This is a genomic window from Polaribacter sp. IC073, from assembly GCF_007997075.1.
Classification (GTDB): Bacteria; Bacteroidota; Bacteroidia; order Flavobacteriales; family Flavobacteriaceae; genus Polaribacter.
This window is the reverse complement of the sequence record NZ_VORS01000007.1, coordinates 158,235-182,055: the sequence shown is the minus strand read 5'-3', so window position 1 is coordinate 182,055 and position 23,821 is coordinate 158,235. Positions and strand designations below refer to the sequence as shown.

Genomic DNA, 23,821 nt, shown 5'->3' with positions numbered 1-23,821 from the left:
TACTTTTACACTAATCACGAAAGAGAAAACACTAAAACCAAGCATATGAAGTTAGTAATTGAAAATTTAACAAAGACTTATAAAAACGGCGTAAAAGCAATCGATAATTTAAGTATCGAAATAGGTACAGGAATGTTTGGTTTGTTAGGGCCTAATGGCGCAGGAAAATCATCATTAATGCGAACCATTGCAACGTTGCAAAGTCCAGATTCTGGCTCAATTACTTTTGGTACCATTAATGTTTTAGAAGACAACATGTCTTTGAGAAAAGTATTGGGATATTTACCACAATCTTTTGGCGTGTATCCTAAAATGTCTGCGGAAGAATTACTAGATTATTTGGCAACTTTAAAAGGAATTGCAAATAAAGCAGAAAGAAAAGCTATTGTTAAAGAGGTTTTAGAAATTACAAATTTATATGACGTAAGGCATAAAAATGTTGCAGGATATTCTGGCGGAATGAAACAGCGTTTTGGCATTGCACAACTGCTATTAAACAACCCAAAGTTAATAATTGTTGATGAGCCAACTGCTGGTTTAGACCCTGCAGAAAGACATCGTTTTTTAAACGTTTTACGCGAAGTTGGTAGCAATTGTACGGTTATTTTTTCTACACACATTGTAGAAGATGTAAAAGAATTGTGTAATGAAATGGCTATTTTAAATGGTGGAAAAATATTAAAACATTCAACACCACAACAAGCTACAAAAGAATTAGAAAATACCATCTGGACAAAAATTATTTCTAGAGATGAGTTGGAAGCGAATGAAAAAAGCTTCAATATTTTATCTTCAAACTATAACCAAGATAACACATTAAATATTAGAGTACATTCCGCAGAAAAACCATCAGAGGACTTTTTTGCAGCAGTGCCGCAATTAGATGACGTGTACTTTATAGCATTAAAACAAGATGAACCAGAGTTGGTGTAAAAGTTGGCAAGAAAATATATTTGACCATCAAAAATCTAACGTTCTAATCATCTAACAATCAAAAAAAATGTTTTCAACAATATTTAAACAAGAATTAAAATATTGGTTTAACAGACCTTTATTTTATATATACGCAGCAATATTTTTATTATTAGCCTTCTTTTTATCTGCAACATCTGCTGGTATCTGGGACGGTATTACAGGAACTACAGGTTCTTCTAGAATCGTAAATTCGCCAATTAACGTAAATGGTTTATTTAACGGTTTTACGGTTTTAATTTTCTTTTTATTTCCATCAATTATTGGCGTTTCTATTTATAGAGATTTTAAAAGTGAAATGCACACCATTTTATATTCGTATCCGTTTACAAAGGCTAATTATTTATTCGCAAAGTTTTTTAGCGGTATTGTAGTGGTGTCTGCAATTGTTTTGGGAATTGCTATTGGTATGATGATTGGTTTTCGCTTTCCGGGAACCAATTCAGAAATTGTGGGTAATTTTAATATTATGACTTATTTGCAAACGTATTTGGTGTACATTTTGCCAAATGTGTTGTTTTTTGGTGCTGTAGTTTTTGCGGTAGTCACTTTTTCTAGAAATATTGCAGCAGGTTTTATTACCGTAATCATTTTAATGTTTGCGCAAGGAGCAATAGCAAGTATTTTTTCTGAACCAGAACAAGCTGGTTTATTAGCAATTTTAGATCCTTTCGGGTCTTCGGCTTCAGATTATTATACTAAATACTGGACCGTTTCTGAACAAAATGAATTACAAGTACCCATAAAAGACTTAATCATATACAACAGGTTGTTATGGTTGGCTATTTCTTCTTTAATTTTCGGGTTGGTCTTTAAGTACTTTAAATTCAGTCAGAATGCCATTTCTATTTCTTTTAAAAAGGCGAAAGGAGAAAGAGTAATCAAGACTAATTTTAGCGGAATTACAAGAATTAAGTTACCAGAAGTAACGCAAGATTACTCTTTTAGTCAGAATTTAAAAACGATGTGGAAATTATCTAACATCGATTTTAAATACATTTATAAAAGTTTGCCATTTATTTGTATTCTAATTGTGGGTATTTTAATGCTGTTAGGAACGTTGTTTAGTTCTAGTGAAATTTTTGGGACAGACACACTTCCTGTAACGTGGCAAATGTTGGGTGGTGGTAACGTTTTTAGTTTGCTTGTAATAAATGTATGTACTTTTTTATATGCAGGTATGTTAGTGCAAAGAGCAAGAACTGCAAGAATAAGTCATTTAGTAGATAGCACACCAATACCAAATTGGACGTTGTTATTCTCAAAATTAATTGCTTTGCTTAAAATGCAATTGGTTTTATTAGGGGTAATTATGGTTGCTGGTATGCTTTTTCAAATTTACAGAGGCTATTATGATTTCGAAATCGGTCATTATTTAAAAGAATTATTTGGGTTAAAATTCTTGAATTATTTAGTTTGGGCATTGTTATCAATCTTTATTCAAACATTGGTTAAAAATCAATATTTAGGGTTTTTTATTTTATTGATAATTGCCATTGGTACCCCTTTTTTATCTTTTATAGGAATAGAGTTATCAATTTTTAAATACAATGAAGGACCTGGTTATAATTATTCTGATATGAATGGATATGGTTCTGCATTGTCAAGATATTTATGGTATAAACTATATTGGATTTTAGGTGGAACCTTATTACTAATTCTTAGTATTTTAATGTGGGTAAGAGGTTTGCCAAGTTCTTTTGCAGAAAGATTAAATACTGCAATAGAACGATTTAAAACGCCGTATAAAATTACTTTTATCGTTGTTTTAGTCGCTTTTTTAAGCTTAGGAGTTACTATTTATTTAGAAACAAAATCCGACAGTAAAAACTCAGCATCTAAACAAGCAGAATTAAATGCTGTGAAATGGGAAAAAACGTATAAAAAGTATGAGGCTTATAAGCAACCTAGAGTGGTTGCAGTAAATGCTGATGTACATATTTTTCCGAAGAAAAAATCTTATGAAGCAAGTGCCATTTATACGCTGATAAATAAAACGGATAAAGCAATAGATAGTATTTTCTTGAATCATAATTCGTTGGAAAATACTTTTGAGTTTAACAAACCAAATAATCTCGTTTTAGAAGACACGGTTTTTAATTTTGATATTTACAAGTTTGATAAAAAGATACAGCCAGGAGATACTTTGCAACTTACAATCAATGTAAAAAGTGAAGAAAATACCATGTTTCAAAAGAAATCTCCCATCAGAGAAAACGGAACATTTATCAATAATTCTTCAATGTTTCCTACTTTAGGATATTCATCTGGAGGAGAATTGACAGATAATAAGACGCGTGAAAAATACAATTTATCGGTCAATAATTTACGTCCGCATCCATCAGATTCCACAGCTTTAGGGAACACGTATATTTCTAAAGACTCAGATTGGATTGATTTTGAAGCAACAGTTTCTACATCCGAAGATCAAACTGCAATTGCACCAGGGTATTTGCAAAAAGAATGGACGGAAGGAAATCGTAAGTACTTCCATTATAAAATGGATAGTAAAATATTAAATTTTTACGCATTTAATTCTGCGAGATATGAAGTGAAGAAAGAAATGTGGAACGGTATTAGTTTAGAAATTTATTATCACAAACCGCATGATTATAACCTAGACAGAATGATGAAAGGAATGAAAGCTTCGGTTGCTTATAATGCGAAGAATTTTAGTCCGTATCAACACAAACAATTAAGAATTATCGAGTTTCCAAGAACTGCTGGTACTTTTGCACAAGCTTTCGCTAATACAATTCCGTTTTCAGAAGGTTTCGGTTTTATTGCCGACGTAGATGAAGAAAATGAAGACGGTGTAGATTATCCGTTTGCTGTAACAGTTCATGAAGTTGCGCATCAATGGTGGGCACATCAGGTAATTGGGGCAGATGTTTTAGGGGCAACCATGCTCTCTGAAAGTATGTCTGAATATGTTTCTTTAAAGGTTTTAGAGCACCAACACGGTAAACCGAAGATGCGTACCTTTTTAAAAGAAGCTTTAGACGGTTATTTAATGCAGCGAACTTTTGAAACTAAAAGAGAAAAACCGTTAATGTATAATGATGGACAAGGTTATATTCGTTATCAAAAAGGGTCTTTAGTTTTATATGCTTTAAGTGATTATATCGGTGAAGAAAAATTAAACGGAGCGCTGAAAAAATATGTAGAAAAAGTGCAATTTCAAGAGCCACCTTACACAACTTCTATCGAGATGGTTAACTATATTAGAGAAGTAACGCCAGATTCGTTACAATATGTAATTAAAGATATGTTTGAGACGATTACGCTGTATAAAAATAGAATTGTAGCGGTAGAATCTACCGAATTAGAAAATGGTACCTACCAAGTAGATATTGAGTTTGAAGTTTCTAAATATAGAAATGATGAAAAAGGAAAGAAATTTTATGGTGAAAAAGTAGGCGATACTTTAAGTTATAAAACGGAGAAGATGAGTGCTCCAATTTTATCGCTTCCTTTGGCAGATTATATAGATATTGGTGTCTTTTCTAGCGAAGAAGTAGAAGGGAAGAAGAAAGAAAAGCAACTGTATTTTAAGAAACACAAAATCACACAAATAAACAATAAGATTACTTTAATTGTAGCTGAAAAACCTATTGAAGTAGGGATAGATCCTTACAATAAATTAATAGACACAAAGTCTGACGATAATAGAAGAAAATTATAACAATGAAGAAAAACACCAAAGTAGTATCCGCGTCCGTTTTTTTTCTTGCGATTGTTGTATTGCATATTTTAGGACTTTTATATAATGATAAATTGGCTTTTTTAACAAAACCATTTATAACAATTTCTTTAGTTGTTATTTATTTGCTATCCGTTAATAAAGTTAGTTTTTGGTATGTTTCGGCATTATTTTTCTCTTTTTGGGGAGATACTTTTTTGCTTTTTAAAGAAGCCTTTTTCTTATTTGGACTTGTTTCTTTTTTAATAGCCCATATTTTATACATAAAAATCTCTTCGAACTATTTGAAGAAAATAAGCTTTAAAAAGATTATTACATATTCAATTCCGTTTGTAATTGCTTTTGGAAGCATCGTTTATTTAATACGAGCTAATTTGGGGGATATGTTAGTTCCAGTAATAATTTATGGACTTGTAATTGCCACCTTTGGTACGCTTACTTTATTGAATTATGTGCAACAAAAAACCACTGAAAATTTATGGTTGTTTTTAGGCGCCTTCATTTTTATAGTATCAGATAGTTTGCTGGCAATTAATAAGTTTTATGAAGCTAGCGAAATATACGGAATAAGTATTATGGTTACCTATATTGTTGCTCAATATTTAATATGTAAAGCAATGGTAGTAAAAGATTCTCAAAGCCTAAAAAAGCAACTACAAGTGTAGTTGCTTTTTGTATAGGGATAAATGCTTTTATATAAATTACGTTTATTTGTTAGGGCAAAAAAAAGTAAAAAAAAATTATTTATCTGTTAGGGGTTTATTGTGAATTAGTGATTTTTCACTAATCTACATTACAATTATAATAAAAAAAATGTTAAATAATTACATAAATGTATAAAATATTTATTTTTTTGTTGCTGATAATTAATTTGTACTCTTGTGGTAGAGAGAAAAATATTGATTTACAATTTGTTAGTGAGTTTGTTGTAAAGGACTCTGTTTTGCTTAAAAACACCATAATTGGTGGTCTTTCTGGCGTAGATTATAGTAATGGGTTTTATTATTTTGTTGTAGACGATGCAAGAAAACCTAGATTCTTAAAAGCTAGAATTACGATCGATCAGAGAAAAATAACGGGTATCAATTTCGACGATGTTATTTTTTTGAACGACACTACAACCAATTATTACAAAGAAAATAGTTTAGACCTAGAATCTATTTTTGTTGATGAAGAAAAACAAGAAATCAATTTTTCTAGTGAAGGTTCTATTGCTAAAGGAAGGAGGCCAATCATTTTTACGACAGATTTTAGCGGCAATTTTATTTCTGAATATCAACTGCCTAAAAGCCTTCAAAATATAGAAAATATTAAACACAACGGTGCTTTAGAAGGATCTTCTAAAAGCATGAATACAAAAGGTTTTTGGTCTATTATGGAAGCTCCTTTAAAAAATGACGGACAAGAACCAACATTTTCTAAAACTCAATCTCCTGTTAGAATTACGTATTACGATGCCGAAACAAAAAAAGCAACAAAGCAATTTGCATATCAATTAGAGCATATTACAAAACCTGCAAAAGGGAATGTGAATCTAAATGGAGTAACAGCTATTTTAGAATACGATAAAAATAAATTTTTCATAATTGAGAGAACCTACCAAAGTGGTTATGGTTCTTATGGCAATATTGTTCGGGTTTTTGATGCAGAAATTACAACAGAAACTACCAATATTTTGAATGTAAACTCTTTAAAAGACTCAAAATTTGCACCATTAAAGAAACGTTTACTCATCAATTTTGAAGATTTAAAAGATAAATTAACGGATGGAATTATTGATAATATTGAAGGGATTACTTTCGGACCTATTTTAGAAAACGGAAATCAATCTTTGTTATTAGTTTCAGATGATAATTTTCAAGTGTATGGCAAACAGTTGAATCAGTTTATTTTATTAGAAATGGTTAGAGAGTAAAAGTTGTTGCAAAATATAAACTCTTATTGTTAAAGCTTCTCGCCTATAAAAGGTGATTTTTTTCTTTCGTAAAATAAAACCTAGTGTAAAAGTAAGTATAGCCGATCCAAAAAGTAAACCACCATCATTGTTGTGGATTATTCCAATAATTGTTAAATGAGATAGAATTACACTTCCCATTAAGCCAACGGTTAAAAGAGCACCTAATCCTATTTTTTTAGGAATAAACAATAAAATAGATGCAATAAGTTCTAAAACGCCGGTTCCAATTCTTACAAAAGCTTCATTTTCTCCAACTAATCTGGTGAACAAGTCAATACTTTCTTCAGCTCCCTTAAATTTGTAAAATAAAGTTTGTAGCATTATTATAGCGACAATTAATTTCAAAGCAAATAATAAATTTCTATTCATTTTTATTGATTTAGATTTTTAGATGATCAGTGTATAATATAATTACAAAAATAGATTCCTTACCAAAAGGATGTTTTTCGGAATTATTAAGAAAAGATTATTAAAGAAAATAGGGAAAAAAAAGTGCAACTCATTTTTTTAAACGCTATAGTTAGTTGGTTTTCAGTTGTAAAAGATGTTGTGAATTCTATTATTTTGTGACACATATTACTGTTTGTGTCACAGGATCATTTTTTAATGTATGGTAAGTATTTAAATCAGTTTGTTTTATTAGAAATGGTAATAAAATAAATACTATTTTTATCAGATGTAATTCAATTAGAAATGATTTTTCAAGGATTTAAAGAACGTATTTTAAAGAAAAAACTAAAGAAGTTATTATTTAAAGAGAATGCTATTAGCGCTTCGTCTTCAAAAATAATACAGACTGTAGGTGTTATTACGACCAGTGAAATTACATCAAAAATAAACTTACAAGAAGAAATAGAAACTATTTTAGGAGTAAGAAATGTGAAAATTTACAGTTTACGTGACTTTAATAAAGCAGATGAGTTTTCTTACAAACATTTTACGAAAAAAGATATTAATTGGAAGGGCGCATTTTCGCAAACCAATTTTAAAAGCTTTTTAGACGAACCTTTAGATTTGCTAATTGGGTATTTTTCTACAAATGATGTCTTTTTAGAAAGTGCTGTTTTGCAGTCGAAAGCGCAATTTAAAGTGGGCTTTTCAGAAGTAAATGCTAAGCTGTACGAAATAGAGATATCAGAAAAAACAGCGCATGTTACCGCCTTTACTTCCGAGTTAAAGAAATATCTTCAAATTATTAAAAAACTATAAAATTAAACTTTCCTATTAAAGTTGTGTATTCTTTCTTTTCCTTCGTATATCCTAAAAATAATCAACCTTAATAGTGTAGTTTTGTACATCTAAATATTCATAGAATGCAAAAGTTTATAGGAACAGGAGTTGCTTTAATTACCCCTTTTAAAGAAGATTTAAGTGTCGATTTTGATGCGCTGGTAAAGTTGGTGAATTTCAACATAGAAAATGGTACAAACTATTTAGTTATAAATGGTACAACTGCAGAAAGTGCAACAATTAGTAAAGAAGAAAAACTTCAAATCATAGCTCTTATTGTAAAAACAAATGCTGGTAGAGTTCCTTTAGTTTTAGGAATTGGTGGTAATAACACGTTACAAGTTGTAGAAGATATAAAAAATGCAGATTTAAGTAATATTGATGGTATTTTGTCTGTGGTACCTTATTATAGTAAACCAACCCAAGAAGGTTTTTATCAGCATTTTAAAGCATTAGCAGCAGCTACAGAGAAACCAATAATTTTGTATAATGTTCCTGGTAGAACCGCAAAAAACATGGATGCCGTAACGACCATTCGTTTGGCAAATGATTTTAAAAACATTGTAGGAATTAAGGAAGCTGGTAATAATATGCAGCAATATTTAGAATTGTTAAAAAATAAGCCAGCAGGTTTTTTAATTATCTCTGGAGATGATGATTTGGCTTTAGGAATAGCTTTAGCAGGTGGTTCTGGTGTTATTTCGGTAATAGGACAAGCGTATCCCAAAGAATTTTCTACTTTAATTAATTATGGATTAGAAGGGAAAAACAAAGAAGGTTATGCACTTCATTTTAAAATGATGTCTATTATAGATTATATTTTTGAAGAGAACAATCCAGCAGGCATAAAAACAGTGTTACAGGAATTAGGAATTTGTAGAAATGAAGTTCGTTTACCTTTAGTGAAAGCAAGTGCAGAACTTCAAACAAAAATCGCTAATTTTGCAGCAAACTTTTAGGTTTTATAAAATTTAAAATTCATAGACAATGTTAAAAGAAAAAATTCAAGACGCATTAAATAAACAAGTAACAATAGAAGCACAATCATCTCAAGCCTATTTGGCCATGGCTTCATGGGCAGAAACACAGGGTTTTGAAGGTGTTTCTCAATTTATGTATGCACATTCTGATGAAGAAAGAATGCACATGTTAAAATTGGTAAAATTTATAAATGAAAGAGGAGGTCATGCTATAATTTCTCCATTAGCAGCGCCACCAATTGCATTTGGGTCATTTAAAGAAATGTTTCAAGAATTGTTTAACCATGAAGTTGCCGTTTCAGAATCTATAAACGATTTAGTAGATATTTGTTTACAGGAAAAAGATTATGCAACGCATAATTTTCTACAATGGTATGTTTCAGAGCAAATTGAAGAAGAGGCGTTGGCTAGAAATATTTTAGATAAAATTAGTTTAATTGGCGACGACAAAAGTGGTTTCTATCTTTTTGATAATGATATTAAGCAGTTAGTAACAGTTGCAGAAGAACCTGTATAATATTAACAAACTTTTAGTAACAGTTTACACATTTTGTTGTTGTTTTGTAATGATTATTACACAACACAATTAACTGTGTGAAAAATCGTTTTATTTATCCATAATTAATCACTAATTTTGCCCGATGCAAAAAATTAAAAATTTAGCGTATTTCTTGGTACTTAGTTTGCTACTCTCTTCGTGTGGTGAATACCAAAAAGTATTAAACAAAGGTACTTCTGAAGAGCAGTATAAAATGGCTGTTAAAATGTACGAAACCCAGGAATATGGTAAAGCCTTGCGTTTATTCGAAAAAGTTACACCTACTTATAGAGGAAAACCTCAAATGGAACGTATATCATTTATGATTGCGCAATCTAACTTTAACGAAAAAAATTATAGCATTGCAGGGTATTATTTTGATCGTTTTACAAAAAACTATCTTAAAAGTTCTAAAAAAGAAGAAGCAGCCTTTTTATCTGCATATAGTTATAAGTTAGCTTCTCCTCGTTTTAGCATCGATCCTACAGATACAAATAAAGCTTTAGAGTCTTTTCAAAGTTTTATAAATACATATCCTGCTTCAGATAAAATAGAAGAAGCCAATAAATATTACTCGGAATTAAGAGAGAAGTTAGAAAAGAAGTATTTTGAAATTGCGAAAACATATTATAGAACTGCAGGCTACGATTTAAGAAATTACAAAGCGGCAATACAAGCGTTTGATAATTTATTAGAAGATTATTTAGGAACAAAATACAAAGAAGAAGCATTGTATTTTAGACTAAAAGCAGCACACGATTTTGTTTTAAAAAGTTATGACAGAAGAAAGCCAGAAAGAATAGAAGATGCTATTGAGGCTTATGAGAAATTAGAGAAAAGTTTTCCAGAATCTGAATATATGGAAGATTCAAATTTAATGTTAGCAACATTACAAACCGAAAAGACAAGAATTGATGCTTTAATTGCAAAGCAAAAAGCATTCGAAAATTTACAAAAGAAATAATTATTTAGAGATGGATTATAAAGATACAAAAGCACCGTTAAGTACTATTACTTACGACAAGAATGAAATTGAAGCGCCAACAGAAAACATTTACAAGGCAATTTCTATCATTGCAAAAAGAGCTAATCAAATTAATTCTGATTTAAAAAGAGAATTGGTAGATAAGTTAGATGAATTTGCAACGTATAATGATTCTTTAGAAGAAGTATTTGAAAATAAAGAACAAATTGAAGTGTCTAAATTTTACGAAAGATTGCCAAAACCAACGGCAATGGCTGTTGAAGAATGGTTAAACGGTAAAGTATATTTCAGAACTCCAGAAACAGAGTAATGTCTGTCTTAAAAGAAAAGAAGATTCTTTTAGGAATAACTGCTGGCATTGCAGCATATAAAACGGCTAGTTTAGTTCGTTTATTTATAAAATTAGGCGCAGAAGTCAAAGTTATTATGACTCCTGCGTCTAAAGATTTTATAACACCTCTTACACTTTCTACACTTTCTAAGAATCCTGTTCATTCTACTTTTTATAAAAAAGAAGCAGAAAATGAAATGTGGAATAACCACGTAGATTTAGGTCTTTGGGCAGATTACATGGTCATAGCACCAGCAACTGCTAATACCTTGTCTAAAATGGCAAACGGAACCTGCGACAATTTGTTGTTAGCAACGTATTTGTCATCAAAATGTCCTGTTTATTTTGCGCCAGCAATGGATCTGGATATGTATCTGCACCCATCAACCAAAGAAAGTTTAGAAAAATTACAAAATTTTGGAAACAATTTAATTCCTGCAACTTCAGGTGAACTAGCGAGTGGTTTAGTCGGTGAAGGCAGAATGGCAGAACCCCAAGATATTGTATCATTTATAGAAAATGATATTTTATCAAAATTGCCATTAAAAGGAAAAAAAGTATTAATAACGGCGGGTCCAACGTATGAAGCGATAGATCCTGTACGTTTTATAGGAAATCATTCTTCAGGAAAAATGGGATTTGCAATTGCAAATGCTGCTGCTAATTTAGGTGCAGAAGTCTATTTAATCTCTGGTCCAAGCAATCAACAAATAAAACATTCTTTAGTGCATCGAATCGATGTGGTTTCTGCGGAAGAAATGTACACTGCTGCTCATACATATTTTAAAGATGTAGATATTGCTGTACTCTCTGCTGCTGTAGCAGATTATAAACCACAAAATATTGCTTCCCAGAAAATAAAAAAGACAGCTGCTTCGTTAGATATTCTGTTAACGCCAACAAAAGATATTTTAGCCTCTTTGGGGAAAATAAAGAAGCATCAATTTTTGGTAGGTTTTGCTTTAGAAACCAATAACGAGTTAGAAAATGCAAAAGGCAAGCTAAAAAGAAAGAATTTAGATGCAATTGTTTTAAATTCTTTACAAGATAAAGGTGCTGGTTTTGCTACAGACACAAATAAAATTACTATTATTGATAAAGAATTGAATGAAAAGCCATTCGATCTAAAATCGAAGGAAGAGGTTGCTGTAGATATTATGAATGAAATAGTAAAACGGATATCTTAATAACCTTGTCTCCTTGGGCGCAGTCGAGAGGTTTAAAGTAAGGTCTCGACTGCGCTGAACTAGACAATAAAAACAAAAGAAGTGCAAAAAACCTTAATTATTTTTTTATTATTCTCAGTCTCTGTGTTAAAATCACAAGAATTAAACTGTTTAGTTACTGTTAATTCAGATCAAGTTACAGGTTCTAATAAACAAGTTTTTACAACTTTACAAAGGTCTTTGAACGAGTATATCAATCAAACAAAATGGACGAATAGAGTTGTAAAACAAGAGGAGCGCGTAGATTGTGCAATGACAATTATTATTACGTCTAGAAATAATAATAATTTTACAGCAACATTACAAGTTCAGTCTACAAGACCCGTTTACGGTTCTAGTTATGCAACGCCAATACTAAATATAAAGGACAATGAATTCAATTTTAAATACAATGAATTTGACCCTTTAATTTACAACAAAAATTCTTTTGATAGCAATTTAGTTTCTACCATTGTTTTTTATGCAAATGTAATTTTAGGAATAGACGCAGATACTTTTGCTAAATTTGGAGGGGAAGCGGAATTAAAAGAAGCACAAAATGTAATGTTGCAAGCACAACAAAGCGGCCTTTCTTCTTGGCAAAATGTGGTGGGTAAACAAAATAGGTATTTGTTGATAGATAATTTGATGTCTCCTAAATTGAAAGCCTTTAGAAATACACTGTACAATTATCACAGAAATGGTTTCGATAATTTAGTAGGTTCAAAAGCCTCTGCTCTGCAGCGTATTGAAGATAGTGTAATTGCTTTAGAGAGTATTTATAATAAAACAGTTGGTAATTATTTAATTAGACTATTTTTTAATGCCAAAGCAGACGAAATTGTAAGGATGTATTCTGAAGAAACGCAAACAAAAAGTAAACAGCGTTTGATACAAATAGTTCGAAAAATTTCTCCGAATAATAATGCTAAGTGGAGAAAGTTAGATTAGAAAATATAATGCCAGTTCGAGCGATTCTACTTTTTTACGGAATCATATCGAGAGCTAATTTACAAGCTAAAAATGTATTATTTCTCTAAAATGTATATTTCACTAAAACCTTATAGGATTTAATGAAATAGATGGTAGATTTATTTTCCGTTAATAAATACATATACGCATTCTTCCATAAAATAATTATCACCTACTCCTAAGATAACTGCTAGTTTTAACATAATTTCAACTTTTAGAATAGTTTTACCATTTTCTAATTTATGGTAAGCAATTTGCCTAATCCCTAGCCGGTCTCCAACGTATTCTTGAGAATGTTTTTTTTGTGTTCTTAAGTTCCTTCTTTTAATTGTAATCGCTTTGATCTTTTTCTCAATTATACTTTCCATTTACATTAATATGCGTTAGGGGGATAACATTTTTTTGTAAAATTAGAGGATTAAGAAAGATCTTAGAATCCCTGAAAACAGTATGTTTTTAAAGTCACTGAATTCAACGACTCTAAAAAGTAATGATTTATAACTTTTGTGTAATGACAAGGTATTATATCCTTTATATGTTTACAGAATCTATGCAATGGTAGTTATGAAAGTATGAGTGTCTTAAAAGATATCGTTAAAATATGAATTAATAAATGCTTTTTAAAATGAAAATATTACGCTATTGATAGTCGCGTTTATCTTAGCACAAATTTACAACGAAAAAAATCTAATTATTATTTACTGTTTTTTTATGTTTTTTTTTACTACGATTGAAAACAGCATAACCATTACAAAAGAAGTTGCAAAAACAGCAAATGCTTGTCCTTCAAATTATTTAGCTATATCTTCTGGTTGTTTTAGCAGATGTGTTTCTGTTGTATCAAGAGCATTTGGTACGGATTCAAATATAAAGGATTACCAAGGTTTGGGAGCAGTAAATCTAATGGATGTAACCTCTCAAATTCTTTTTTGAAACATAACTTAGAGTTTTATACTTCATCTAAAACAAGTATTAACCTTGAAATCGAATCAGTCTTTTCAAGTTTCTCTTCAAGTAATTTAAGTAATAAGAATACTTTTTTTAATACAGGTTTTTATTACAACTTCCTAAAAAAAATACTTGTAAGAGCTACATTTAGCAATGTTTTTAATGAAAAATTTTCCCAATTATTCAGAGCAATACAAACTTTGTTTCCGAACCTAGATTTTCTTTACGCCCAAGACAATTTACTATTGGTTTGAATTTTTCATTTTAATTAAAGCAAAAAACAGATCAATAATACCAATTTTAAATCATTAAATCTTTGTGGTGATTTTTGGAAAGAGTTCGTTTAATAATAACTAAATTTTCACTAATTTTATATTCTAAAAATTAGTCAATTTGCTTACACAATTATCTATAAATAATTACGCATTAATCAATCATTTAAGTATCGATTTTTCTTCTGGTTTGTCCATTATTACTGGAGAAACGGGGGCGGGAAAATCTATTTTGTTAGGTGCATTAGGTTTGGTTTTAGGAAATCGAGCAGATTTGTCTTCATTAAAAGATACCACTACAAAATGCGTTGTAGAGGCAAAAGTTGCGATTTCTAATTACAATTTGCAAGATTTTTTTAATTCTGTAGATTTAGACTATGAAGCAGAAACAATTATTAGAAGAGAGATTCTTCCGTCTGGTAAATCGAGAGCTTTTGTAAATGACACACCAGTTACGTTATCGGTTTTAAACGAACTAAGAACAAAACTGATTGATGTGCACTCACAACATCAAACGATGAAACTGTCTGATAACAATTTTCAGTTTACAATTTTAGATGCTTTGGCTAAAAACGCAGCTAGAATAGACTCTTACAAAAGAGGTTTTGTTCAATTAAATAAATTAAGAAAAGAACTATCAAAACTAGAGGCTCAACAAAAAGAATCCAATCAGCAATACGAGTACAATTTGCACCTTTTTAAGGAATTAGAAGAGGCTAAAATTATTGCTGATGAGCAAGAAGTTTTAGAAGAAAAATTAGAGAAGCTTAACAATATAGAAGCTATTAAAGATAATTTATCTGAAGCGTTAGAGCTCACGGTTAATGAAGAAATCGGAATTCAGAATTTATTAAATACCTTGGAAAATAGATTGACAAAAATTTCTTCGTTTTCTAAAGAATATCAAGAAATTTCAGAAAGAGTTACTTCTGTAAAAATAGAAATAGATGATATTGTTGCAGAATTAGAAAATGCGAATGAAAACGTAGATTTCAATCCGAATGAAGCCGAAGAAATTAACGATAGATTACAATTATTATACAATTTGCAGAAGAAACATGTTGTAAATTCAAACAAAGAATTGATCGTTGTTTTTGAAGAAATTTCAGATAAAGTGGTCGCAGTAGAATCTGCTGATGAGTTTATCAATAAAAAACAAAAAGAAATAGATTCAGTTTCAGAAAAGTTAGATTCAGTTGCAGAAAAAATAACAAAAGCAAGAACTACTGCAATACCTAAATTAACCAAAGAGTTACAAATTTTATTAACTGATTTAGGAATGGAGAACGCTCGTTTTTCAATAATAATAAAACCAACTAAAAATTATTTTGTTAATGGAAAAGATGAATTAGAATTCTTGTTTTCAGCAAATAAAGGTGGTAATTTTGGTGAGCTGAAAAAAGTAGCTTCTGGTGGAGAATTGTCTAGAATTATGTTATCTGTAAAGAAAGTATTGTCTGAAAACACCCAATTACCAACCATAATTTTCGATGAAATAGATACCGGTGTTTCTGGGGAAGTTTCTAATAAAATAGCAGCGATTATGCAACAAATGAGTAATAATATGCAAGTAATTGCAATTACACATTTACCACAAATTGCCGCAAAAGGAAGCAATCATTACAAAGTATACAAAGAGGAGATTAAAGGAGTTACTACAACTAACTTAAAGGAATTATCTACAGAAGAACGTATTATAGAAATTGCAGAAATGCTAAGTGGAAAAGACATCTCAGATTCTGCGCTAACGCATGCCAAAGAGTTATTGAACTAATATAGAATAGAACTTATTTTATTACTATTGGCTTATAATGTTGATAATTGATCCTATTTATAGAGCGTTAAAAATCATTATATTATGTCTATAGTGATAATCGAGTTGTATTTTATCTACTTTTTTTGTTCGTAGAATAAAATAAAAAGTATATTTTCACCATGTATTAATTTTCATAAACCCCTAAAAAATGAAAACCCCCTTAAAAATGACCATGGTTCTTGCCATGATTTTATGCAATCTATCCGTTTCAGGACAAATTTTCACAGAAGACTTCGAAAGCTCAACATTCCCACCAGTAAATTGGTCTCTAGCAACCCAAAATACTAATGAAACTTGGTCTTTAGATGCAAAAGCCGCCGCTTCTGGAACAAATAGTGCTAAAGTTACCTATGATGAAAGACTTGCACAACAAAATGAAACGTTATTATCTCCTAATATAGATTTAACTTCTGCAGTTAAACCTAGCTTAGAGTTTTCTTTTGCAATGAGTTATTTCTGGTCTGTAGCCCCAAATAATAATTACGACTTCACAGTTAGTATTATTGATGGAACTACGACAACAGTGCTATGGTCTGAGGCTGATGCAGGTGCTTTTAATGATTACATTTGGACAAAAGTTACGTTAGATTTAACGCCATTTGCAGGTAAGAATAATTTAAAGTTAAGTTTTAATTACAACGGATTAGATGGAGCAAATTTAAGTCTAGATGCTATTAAAATTGAAGAAACGGCTGTATTAAGTGCAGATAAAGAAGAATTAGCGAGTGTTTCTTTTTTTCCAAATCCTGTGAAAAATATTTTATCTTTTAACACTACTTCTAAAGTAGATGAGATTATATTTTATAACGTTGCTGGCAAAGAAATACTTAAAAGCAATACAAGTAAAAATCAAATAGATATCTCTAAGTTTAGTAAAGGTGTTTACCTTTTGAAAGTTGCATCTAAGAACAAAACAGAAACTTATAAAATTATTAAAGAATAAGCATCCTTTAATTTATATTGAATTATATCTAAAGCACTCAATTTATTGAGTGCTTTTTTATTTACCTTTGTTTTAATGAAGTTTTTATTCTCCATAATAGTACCCGTTTACAACAGACCAAATGAAATTGAAGAGTTGTTAGAAAGTCTTACAAAACAAGATTTTTCTGATGATTTTGAAGTATTAATCATTGAAGATGGTTCTACTCAAAAAAGCGAAGTTATTGTCGACAAATATAAAAATCAGCTTGACTTAAAATATTTTTTTAAGGAAAATAGTGGGGCAGGAGCAAGTCGAAATTTCGGAATGCAAAAAGCTTCTGGAGACTATTTTATTATTTTAGATTCTGATGTAATTGTACCGAAACAGTATGTCTCTGAAGTTAAAAAAGCTTTAGAAAATAACTTTACAGATGCTTTTGGTGGACCAGATGCAGCACATGAGAGTTTTACTTCTTTACAAAAGGCAATAAATTATGCAATGACTGCTTTTATAACCACTGGTGGAATTCGTGGAAAAAAGAAAGCTGTTGGTAAGTTTCAACCAAGAAGTTTTAATCTTGGACTTTCTAAAAGAGCTTTTGAAAAAACAAAAGGTTTCTCTAAAATGAAAAACGGTGAAGACATCGATTTAACTTTTAGGCTTTGGGAAAATGGATTTGAAACACAACTCATAGAAAAAGCGTTTGTATATCATAAACGGAGAAGCAGTATAAAGCAATTTTTTAAGCAAACTTATGGTTTTGGAACAGCAAGACCCATTCTGAATGAAAAATACCCGAAAACGTCTAAGGTTACGTATTGGTTTCCGAGTTTGTTAATTATTGGGTTTGGTATAAGTTCTTTATTTTTTTTATTTGGCTACCCACAATTATTTTATTTCTTTGGTTTTTATTTTCTATTGATATTTATAGATTCTTTGCTTCAGAATAAAAACGGATATGTTGCTTTTTTAAGCATTTTAACATCTTTTACGCAGTTTCTAGGATATGGATTAGGTTTTTTAAAATCGCAGTTTTTTAGTAAGTAGCATTCATTGTATTCAACGTTTTAATGTTTAAATCGGTTAATGATTTTGCAGAAGTTTCAAATAAGATTGTCTTTGTCTCATTTGGTTCTAAATCTAAAAAATTTTCATTAAAATGCCCTTTTTCTTCCGTATACAGAAATACGTCTTTTTGCATAACTGTGCTTTTTAAAGTAATTAGAAAACCATTTTTTGTTTTTGAGATTTCTTTTTTTATTTCTTCTTTTGGTAATTCTAAATCCTTAGGTTTTGCAAAATAGAAATAAGACTTTTCATTCTTAAACTCAGTAATTAAAACTGTAGCTTTTTTATCAATTGTATCAATCTCAAAACTAAAATATGCTTTGCTACTATTTTTTAGAACTTCTATACTTTTATAATTAGACCAAATTTCGTTCCCATAAAAATCTACTATTTTTAATTTCAAAGCTCCATTTATATTATCGAAAGTATCATTTACAACAAAGGTTTTTACGGTACTATTTTCTAAAATTGATGAAATTAATACGTTTTCAAAAGCATTTTTTGCTTTGTACTGTAATGCTTTCCAATTACCAAAATAATCGATGCTAGACCAAGAAATTGCTGGCCAACAGTCATTTAATTGCCAAAAGAGTGTTCCCATATTGGTAGGTTTTGCTCTTCTGTGCGCTTCAATTCCCATAACAACTCCTTTGGCCTGTAATAACTGACTTACATACACATAATCTTCATCATTTGTAGGGATTTTATAATTACGCTTCATGTAATCTTCCATCAGTTGAAAACCTCTATCGTGTTTTTGATGCGACTTTACAGCATTCGTTTTTAGATTGATACTATTATTTTGATTGATATATTTTAACGTTTCATAACTAGGAAAAGATTGAAATCCAAATTCGCTCATAAACCTCGGAACTCTTTCTTCAAAATATTCAAAAGGTGCAGCATTGTGCCAAACCCACCAATCATGCGCATCACCTTCTGTTTGGTATTTTTTATTTCCTCGTCCGTATTTTGGGGAAGTTTCCCAATAGTTAGTATCGCTAAACTTAGAAACGGTATTAGGTAAAATAGTATCAAAAACCACCAAATAATCTTTCCAAATTTCTTGTTTCTCTTTTTCGCTTCTATTTCTCTGCCAGCCCCAAAGTTTCCATCCTTCAGAATTCTCATTATTGCCACACCACAAAGCAATTGAAGCATGATTTCTTAAACGTTTTACTTGTTGTTCTGCTTCTTTCTGTACATTTTTTAAAAACTCAATGTCGCCAGGATACATTGCACAAGCAAACATAAAATCTTGCCAAATTAAAATTCCTTTTTCATCACATAAATCGTAAAATTGGTCAGTTTCATAGATTCCTCCGCCCCAAACACGCAACATATTCATGTTCGATTTTACAACATCGGTTAGCAATTTTTCATAATGTGTATCGGTTACTTTATTTTGAAAACTATTTTGCGGAATGTAATTTGCACCTTTTGCATACACAGGTTTACCGTTCAATTCAAAATAAAAAGATTCTCCAATACTGTCTTTTTCTGTAACTAATTTGATGGTTCTTAGTCCTTTTTTGATATATTTCTCATCTTTTATTTGACCATCAGCAATTAGCTGAAATTTGAAATGATATAAATAAGGATCTCCCAGATTATGTGTCCACCACAATTTAGGATTTGAAATTTCTATAGGGATTTTGTAGGTATGTTTTCCTTTTTTTAAAGAAATATTTGATGATATGATTTCTCTATTAATTTTCGTAAAAAGGTTTACATCCCTGTCAGATGCACTTTCAATTATAATTTCAACAGATAACAGTGCTTTTTTCTCAGTGATTTTTTTCTGTTTGATAAAGATGTCGTCAAATTTTAAATCATCCCAAGCATTAATATAAATACCTTTCCAAATACCAGCAGTGTTTAGTTTTGGTCCCCAATCCCAACCGTATTGAAACTGTGCTTTTCTAGTGTATATTCGTTTATCTTCAGGTAAATTATATTTGGAGTTTAATTTTGCAGAATTTTCGAAAACACTTGTTTTTTCAAAAATAATTTTTAGTTCATTTGTCGTATTTATTGGAATCTCTTTTAATGATATTGCATACTTATTAAAAGCATTATCGGTGTTTAATTGATGTTTTCCGTTGATATAAATTTTAGCATAGGTGTCCAAACCATTAAAGTTTAGTACTATGTTTTTCTTTTTTAAAACTTCATCAGATAGTTTAAAAGTTGTCTTGTATTCCCAACTCTTGTCAGAAACCCATTGTACCTTCTCTTCATTGTTTTTTATAAAAGGATCTTCAATAATCTTGTGATCTAATAAATCTGTAAAAATATTTCCAGGTACAACAGCGGTTTTCCATTCTAAAGTATCAATACCTTTAAACTGCCAATTATCATTTAAGGTTATTTTTAGAGGCACTTCTTTTTCTAACGTATTACATCCGAATAAAAAAAGAATTGATAAGTAAAAAAAAATATTACGCATTTATAATCACTTTTAAAATTTCTTTGATTGTTTTAGTATCTGATACCGTTTGCGGATTGTTTCCGAAGAAAATACTTTTTTCTTCACTACTAATTTTTGAAGCAGAAGTGTGAATTTCTTTAAAACCGGCATCTTTAAAAAGGTGTGCATTTTTTACATGAATACCACTTCCTGGAAGTATAATTAAACTGTCTTTTGCAATTTTTTGTAATTCTTTAAGTAGCATAATTCCGTTTTCGGCTTTTGCTTGTAAGCCAGAAGTTAGAATTCGATCAACCTTTAAGTCTATTAATTTTTCTAAGGCTTTTTTAGGATTTGATACACAATCAAAAGCTCTGTGAAAGGTAAAAGACAATGGTTTTGCAAGTGCTATTAGTTCACTCGTTCTATCCATTTCAATAGAATTATCGGTATTTAAAACACCAGAAACAATGCCATTAAAACCTAGTTCTTTACAGAGTTTAATGTTGCTTTTCATCAATTGAAATTCATCTTCTGTGTAATAAAAATTGCCACTTCTCGGTCTAATTAGTACATGAACAGGAATCGTGATTTCTTCAGAAACTTTTTTTAAGAGTCCGTAAGAAGGTGTAATTCCTCCAACAGAAAGTTCAGAACAGAGTTCAATTCTATCTGCTTGTCCCATTTCAGCATTTATTACAGATTGGTATGAGTTTGCGCAAATTTCTAATTTCATGCTTTATGTGGTTATTATGAAGGAAAGAATTTTATTATTAATATTTATTTTCTCTAAAAATTCATTCCTGTGTGCGTAGGATTGCCAAAGTTATTTTATAATAATCTCATCAATAAATGTCCAAGCTTTGTTACTGCTGCCTTGTTTTCCTTTTGGTATTATTCCGTAATTTGGAATTGTAATTTTGATAGATGTAGATTTTATTCTTTCCCCTTTTGGATAAAATTGAGACACATCTAAATTGAAATTAACTAATAAAGAGTCTCTATTTTCGATTTTACTTTTTGATATAATTGTCTTTCCGTCTTCTAACTTTAATTGTAAATTAAAATCTTTAGGAGCATAAATCCATTGTCCGTTTCCGTTGTAAAAACGTGTAGCAATTGAGTTGATTTCGGTAGGGTTATCAAACTCTATTGTTATTTCAACATCATCGCCATTAAACCCCAACCATTCTTTATCTCCATAACGTTCATCGCTTCCAGAAACACCATTAATTAAAGCTTTAATACCTCCTGCATTATACGCTTCATTAGGTTTTACATTTAAAGAAATCTTCTTTCCAGTAGCTTTGTGGCTCTTAATTGTTTGTGAAAAAACATGACTTATAATTTTTTTTTCATTAAAACTAGCTGCTTTTATAACGGTATTTTTTTCAATTAAAATTGGCTGCGTGTATATTTTAGATATTAATGTAGGATTCGTTCCGTCTGTAGTAAACCTAATATTTTGATCGTTAGATGAAGCCTCTAAAGTATACAACAATTCATCATTTTTATAAGTAACATTACCGCTAATTTCATATAAATGATTGGCATAATTTACGTCTAACTTATCTAGTGTTTTTTGAAAATAAATTAAACGTTTTTTAAAATCTTCATAGTTTTTGTTTTCAGCAGAACTCCAAACAACCTCACTTAAAGCCACCATTCTAGGGAAAGCCATATATTCAACTTTGTCAGAAGTTTGCATGTACTCTGTCCATATATTCCCTTGTGCACCCAACACGTATTTACTTTCTTCTTTGGTTAATTCCTCTGGAATAGGGTTAAAACTATATACTTTTTCTAATGGAAGAAAGCCCCCAATGGCAAGAGGTTCATTCTCATTGGTTGCTTGATAATGATCAAAATAACAGTAAGTATTCGGAGTTAAAATTACATTGTGTTTTTGCTTTGCAGCTTCTACAGCGCCACTTGTTCCTCGCCAAGACATTACTGTTGCATTTGGAGCCAAACCACCTTCTAAAATTTCATCCCAACCAATAATTTGCTTTCCTTTAGAATTGATGTATTTCTCCATTCTAGTGATAAAGTAACTCTGCAATTCATGCTCGTCTTTTAAACCTTCTTTTTTAATTAATTTCTGACAGTGATTGCATTCTTTCCATCTTGTCTTTGGAGCTTCATCTCCACCAATATGAATGTATTTTCCAGGAAATAATGTTATTACTTCGTCGATTACATCTTCTAAAAACTTAAAAGTTGTTTCTGTCGGACAGTAAATATCATCGAAAACACCCCATTTTGTAGCAACTTCAACTTGTTCGCCAGTGCAACCTAATGCAGGGTAAGCACTAATTGCAGCTTGCGCATGACCTGGCATTTCAATTTCTGGAATTATGGTTATTTGTCTTTCCGAAGCATATTTTACCACCTCTTTTATTTGTTCTTGTGTATAAAACCCACCGTATTTTTCACCATCATATTTATGAGGTTGCTCTGAGTAATGACCAACTAAAGTTTCATTTCTGAAAGCAGCAATCTCTTGAAGTTTCGGGTATTTTTTAATTTCAATTCGCCAACCTTGGTCTTCAGTAAGATGCCAATGAAATGTATTCATTTTTAACATCGACATAATATTGATGAATTTTTTAATGAAATCTACAGAGAAAAAATGGCGGCCAACATCTAAGTGCATTCCGCGATATTTAAATTGAGGCGCATCTTTAATTTCTAAACACTGAATTGCAATTTCACTTCTGTTAGCGTTTTCAGTATCTATAGGTAACAGTTGTGTTAATGACTGAAAAGCATAAAAAGCACCCTTTTGTGACTTTGCAGAAATTAAAATTTCTTCTGGTGTTATTTTTAAATGATACCCCTCGATATTCGTTATTGAAGCATCAATTTTAAAATGAATCGTATTTTTAGAAGTGCTGTTTAGTTTTATTTTATTACCACCTTCAATATAACTTTTAAAAAGATTTGATACCTCTTTTAATTCTTCATCAAAAGATAGTTTTGTATCACTATTTAGTAAAAAAACTCCTTTTGTTATAATTTGTTCTGATGGAATTGGAATTATTGAAGGAGTAACCGGAGTTTTATTATCCTTAAAACATGCTGTTAGCAGTAAAACTAAAGTTGTGTATATTAAAGTTTGTGTTGTTCGTCTAAAAATGCCCATTTTATAATTGATTGATTATCGTTACCTTGCTAATCTAGCTAAAAAAATATAATTTTCCAACTGATGATAATGTGTTTAATAATGTTCTTTTTAGTTGTTTTTTTTAAATTCCGTAAAGTTAAAAGCAATGTTTTTTGAGTAAAAAATATAAATACTTAATTTATTATATACATTTGTTTTTGTAGCAAAAAGTTTAAACTCATTTATTTGAGAGCTTACAATCTAGCGATCAATAAAAATAGAGCGTTATAAAGTTAGAAAAATGACGTTTTATAATTTTATAGGAAATTAGAAATGCATAGAAGTTATTTTATCTTAACAAATAATAATTTCTATAATTAATTTAGATCATAACCACGATGTA

20 protein-coding genes are annotated in these 23,821 nt (G+C 30.3%); 15 read left to right on the top strand and 5 right to left on the bottom strand.

Annotated features, from left to right (window positions below; translation table 11 throughout):
* Positions 1-45: 45 nt before the first annotated feature.
* The 4 genes from ES045_RS11690 to ES045_RS11675 all read left to right on the top strand — a co-directional run bounded on the left by ES045_RS11690 (position 46) and on the right by ES045_RS11675 (position 6,590).
* Positions 46-933 carry an ATP-binding cassette domain-containing protein gene (locus ES045_RS11690; RefSeq protein ID WP_147116467.1) on the top strand — a complete coding sequence of 296 codons (888 nt, stop codon included), beginning with the start codon at positions 46-48 and terminating at the stop codon, positions 931-933.
* Between the two features lie 67 nt (positions 934-1,000).
* Positions 1,001-4,657 (top strand): ABC transporter permease/M1 family aminopeptidase, encoded by a 3,657-nt coding sequence (locus ES045_RS11685; protein WP_147116466.1) that lies wholly within the window; start codon positions 1,001-1,003, stop codon positions 4,655-4,657.
* A gap of 2 nt (positions 4,658-4,659) precedes the next feature.
* A complete protein-coding gene (locus ES045_RS11680) occupies positions 4,660-5,340 on the top strand; it encodes a lysoplasmalogenase (RefSeq protein ID WP_147116465.1) in 681 nt (226 codons plus the stop codon).
* Between the two features lie 167 nt (positions 5,341-5,507).
* Positions 5,508-6,590 carry an esterase-like activity of phytase family protein gene (locus ES045_RS11675; RefSeq protein ID WP_147116464.1) on the top strand — a complete coding sequence of 361 codons (1,083 nt, stop codon included), beginning with the start codon at positions 5,508-5,510 and terminating at the stop codon, positions 6,588-6,590.
* Here the strand turns inward: ES045_RS11675 and ES045_RS11670 are convergent.
* Positions 6,570-7,001 (bottom strand): DoxX family protein, encoded by a 432-nt coding sequence (locus ES045_RS11670; RefSeq protein WP_147116463.1) that lies wholly within the window; start codon positions 6,999-7,001, stop codon positions 6,570-6,572. The two genes, ES045_RS11675 and ES045_RS11670, sit on opposite strands and share 21 nt — an antisense overlap.
* A gap of 324 nt (positions 7,002-7,325) precedes the next feature.
* On the opposite strand from ES045_RS11670, the gene ES045_RS11665 reads away from it, so the two are divergent.
* The 7 genes from ES045_RS11665 (at position 7,326) to ES045_RS11635 (ending at position 12,852) form a co-directional block, all read left to right on the top strand.
* Positions 7,326-7,841: a DUF6913 domain-containing protein gene (locus tag ES045_RS11665; protein WP_147116462.1), complete on the top strand. Its 516-nt coding sequence runs from the start codon at positions 7,326-7,328 to the stop codon at positions 7,839-7,841.
* A gap of 104 nt (positions 7,842-7,945) precedes the next feature.
* The gene (gene dapA / locus ES045_RS11660; protein WP_147116461.1) at positions 7,946-8,821 is read left to right on the top strand and encodes a 4-hydroxy-tetrahydrodipicolinate synthase; all 876 of its coding nucleotides are present in this window, start codon (positions 7,946-7,948) and stop codon (positions 8,819-8,821) included.
* A 28-nt stretch (positions 8,822-8,849) separates the two neighbouring features.
* Entirely contained in the window at positions 8,850-9,359 is a 510-nt protein-coding gene (locus tag ES045_RS11655) for a ferritin (RefSeq protein WP_147116460.1), read from the top strand.
* 124 nt (positions 9,360-9,483) lie between these two features.
* Complete coding sequence (locus ES045_RS11650) at positions 9,484-10,344, top strand: outer membrane protein assembly factor BamD (protein ID WP_147116459.1); 861 nt, start codon at positions 9,484-9,486, stop codon at positions 10,342-10,344.
* A 10-nt stretch (positions 10,345-10,354) separates the two neighbouring features.
* Positions 10,355-10,675 (top strand): DNA-directed RNA polymerase subunit omega, encoded by a 321-nt coding sequence (locus ES045_RS11645; protein ID WP_100945687.1) that lies wholly within the window; start codon positions 10,355-10,357, stop codon positions 10,673-10,675.
* Positions 10,675-11,883, top strand: a complete 1,209-nt coding sequence (gene coaBC / locus ES045_RS11640) for a bifunctional phosphopantothenoylcysteine decarboxylase/phosphopantothenate--cysteine ligase CoaBC (RefSeq protein WP_147116458.1) — start codon at positions 10,675-10,677, stop codon at positions 11,881-11,883. The genes ES045_RS11645 and coaBC overlap by 1 nt, the downstream gene beginning before the upstream one ends.
* A gap of 81 nt (positions 11,884-11,964) precedes the next feature.
* Positions 11,965-12,852, top strand: coding sequence for a DUF4835 family protein (locus ES045_RS11635; RefSeq protein WP_147116457.1), 888 nt, complete (start codon positions 11,965-11,967; stop codon positions 12,850-12,852).
* Between the two features lie 140 nt (positions 12,853-12,992).
* On the opposite strand, the gene ES045_RS11630 is transcribed toward ES045_RS11635, so the two are convergent.
* Positions 12,993-13,241 carry a helix-turn-helix domain-containing protein gene (locus ES045_RS11630; RefSeq protein WP_147116456.1) on the bottom strand — a complete coding sequence of 83 codons (249 nt, stop codon included), beginning with the start codon at positions 13,239-13,241 and terminating at the stop codon, positions 12,993-12,995.
* Between the two features lie 343 nt (positions 13,242-13,584).
* On the opposite strand from ES045_RS11630, the gene ES045_RS11625 reads away from it, so the two are divergent.
* The 4 genes from ES045_RS11625 to ES045_RS11610 all read left to right on the top strand — a co-directional run bounded on the left by ES045_RS11625 (position 13,585) and on the right by ES045_RS11610 (position 17,881).
* Positions 13,585-13,806, top strand: coding sequence for a hypothetical protein (locus ES045_RS11625; RefSeq protein WP_147116455.1), 222 nt, complete (start codon positions 13,585-13,587; stop codon positions 13,804-13,806).
* 408 nt (positions 13,807-14,214) lie between these two features.
* Entirely contained in the window at positions 14,215-15,867 is a 1,653-nt protein-coding gene (gene recN, locus ES045_RS11620; RefSeq protein ID WP_147116454.1) for a DNA repair protein RecN, read from the top strand.
* 190 nt (positions 15,868-16,057) lie between these two features.
* Positions 16,058-16,852: a T9SS type A sorting domain-containing protein gene (locus ES045_RS11615; RefSeq protein ID WP_147116453.1), complete on the top strand. Its 795-nt coding sequence runs from the start codon at positions 16,058-16,060 to the stop codon at positions 16,850-16,852.
* Between the two features lie 75 nt (positions 16,853-16,927).
* Positions 16,928-17,881, top strand: coding sequence for a glycosyltransferase (locus ES045_RS11610; protein WP_147116452.1), 954 nt, complete (start codon positions 16,928-16,930; stop codon positions 17,879-17,881).
* Here the strand turns inward: ES045_RS11610 and ES045_RS11605 are convergent.
* The 3 genes from ES045_RS11605 to ES045_RS11595 form a co-directional block, all read right to left on the bottom strand.
* Positions 17,871-20,351: a beta-mannosidase gene (locus tag ES045_RS11605; protein ID WP_147116451.1), complete on the bottom strand. Its 2,481-nt coding sequence runs from the start codon at positions 20,349-20,351 to the stop codon at positions 17,871-17,873. The genes ES045_RS11610 and ES045_RS11605 overlap by 11 nt on opposite strands.
* A complete protein-coding gene (locus ES045_RS11600) occupies positions 20,344-21,048 on the bottom strand; it encodes a copper homeostasis protein CutC (protein WP_147116450.1) in 705 nt (234 codons plus the stop codon). Before ES045_RS11600 ends, ES045_RS11605 begins: the two co-directional genes overlap by 8 nt.
* 90 nt (positions 21,049-21,138) lie before the next feature.
* Positions 21,139-23,457 (bottom strand): beta-N-acetylhexosaminidase, encoded by a 2,319-nt coding sequence (locus ES045_RS11595; RefSeq protein ID WP_147116449.1) that lies wholly within the window; start codon positions 23,455-23,457, stop codon positions 21,139-21,141.
* Positions 23,458-23,821 lie beyond the last annotated feature (364 nt).

Bases quoted from the DNA above. Each gene is read 5' to 3' on its own strand.
- ES045_RS11655 (WP_147116460.1), top strand. From the start codon at position 8,850: ATGTTAAAAGAAAAAATTCAAGACGCATTAAATAAACAAGTAACAATA.
- ES045_RS11605 (WP_147116451.1), bottom strand. From the start codon at position 20,351: ATGCGTAATATTTTTTTTTACTTATCAATTCTTTTTTTATTCGGATGT.
- ES045_RS11665 (WP_147116462.1), top strand. From the start codon at position 7,326: ATGATTTTTCAAGGATTTAAAGAACGTATTTTAAAGAAAAAACTAAAG.
- ES045_RS11675 (WP_147116464.1), top strand. From the start codon at position 5,508: ATGTATAAAATATTTATTTTTTTGTTGCTGATAATTAATTTGTACTCT.
- ES045_RS11645 (WP_100945687.1), top strand. From the start codon at position 10,355: ATGGATTATAAAGATACAAAAGCACCGTTAAGTACTATTACTTACGAC.
- ES045_RS11650 (WP_147116459.1), top strand. From the start codon at position 9,484: ATGCAAAAAATTAAAAATTTAGCGTATTTCTTGGTACTTAGTTTGCTA.
- ES045_RS11630 (WP_147116456.1), bottom strand. From the start codon at position 13,241: ATGGAAAGTATAATTGAGAAAAAGATCAAAGCGATTACAATTAAAAGA.
- ES045_RS11690 (WP_147116467.1), top strand. From the start codon at position 46: ATGAAGTTAGTAATTGAAAATTTAACAAAGACTTATAAAAACGGCGTA.
- ES045_RS11670 (WP_147116463.1), bottom strand. From the start codon at position 7,001: ATGAATAGAAATTTATTATTTGCTTTGAAATTAATTGTCGCTATAATA.
- dapA (WP_147116461.1), top strand. From the start codon at position 7,946: ATGCAAAAGTTTATAGGAACAGGAGTTGCTTTAATTACCCCTTTTAAA.
- ES045_RS11595 (WP_147116449.1), bottom strand. From the start codon at position 23,457: ATGGGCATTTTTAGACGAACAACACAAACTTTAATATACACAACTTTA.
- ES045_RS11680 (WP_147116465.1), top strand. From the start codon at position 4,660: ATGAAGAAAAACACCAAAGTAGTATCCGCGTCCGTTTTTTTTCTTGCG.
- ES045_RS11600 (WP_147116450.1), bottom strand. From the start codon at position 21,048: ATGAAATTAGAAATTTGCGCAAACTCATACCAATCTGTAATAAATGCT.
- ES045_RS11685 (WP_147116466.1), top strand. From the start codon at position 1,001: ATGTTTTCAACAATATTTAAACAAGAATTAAAATATTGGTTTAACAGA.
- ES045_RS11610 (WP_147116452.1), top strand. From the start codon at position 16,928: ATGAAGTTTTTATTCTCCATAATAGTACCCGTTTACAACAGACCAAAT.
- ES045_RS11625 (WP_147116455.1), top strand. From the start codon at position 13,585: ATGTTTTTTTTTACTACGATTGAAAACAGCATAACCATTACAAAAGAA.
- coaBC (WP_147116458.1), top strand. From the start codon at position 10,675: ATGTCTGTCTTAAAAGAAAAGAAGATTCTTTTAGGAATAACTGCTGGC.
- ES045_RS11615 (WP_147116453.1), top strand. From the start codon at position 16,058: ATGAAAACCCCCTTAAAAATGACCATGGTTCTTGCCATGATTTTATGC.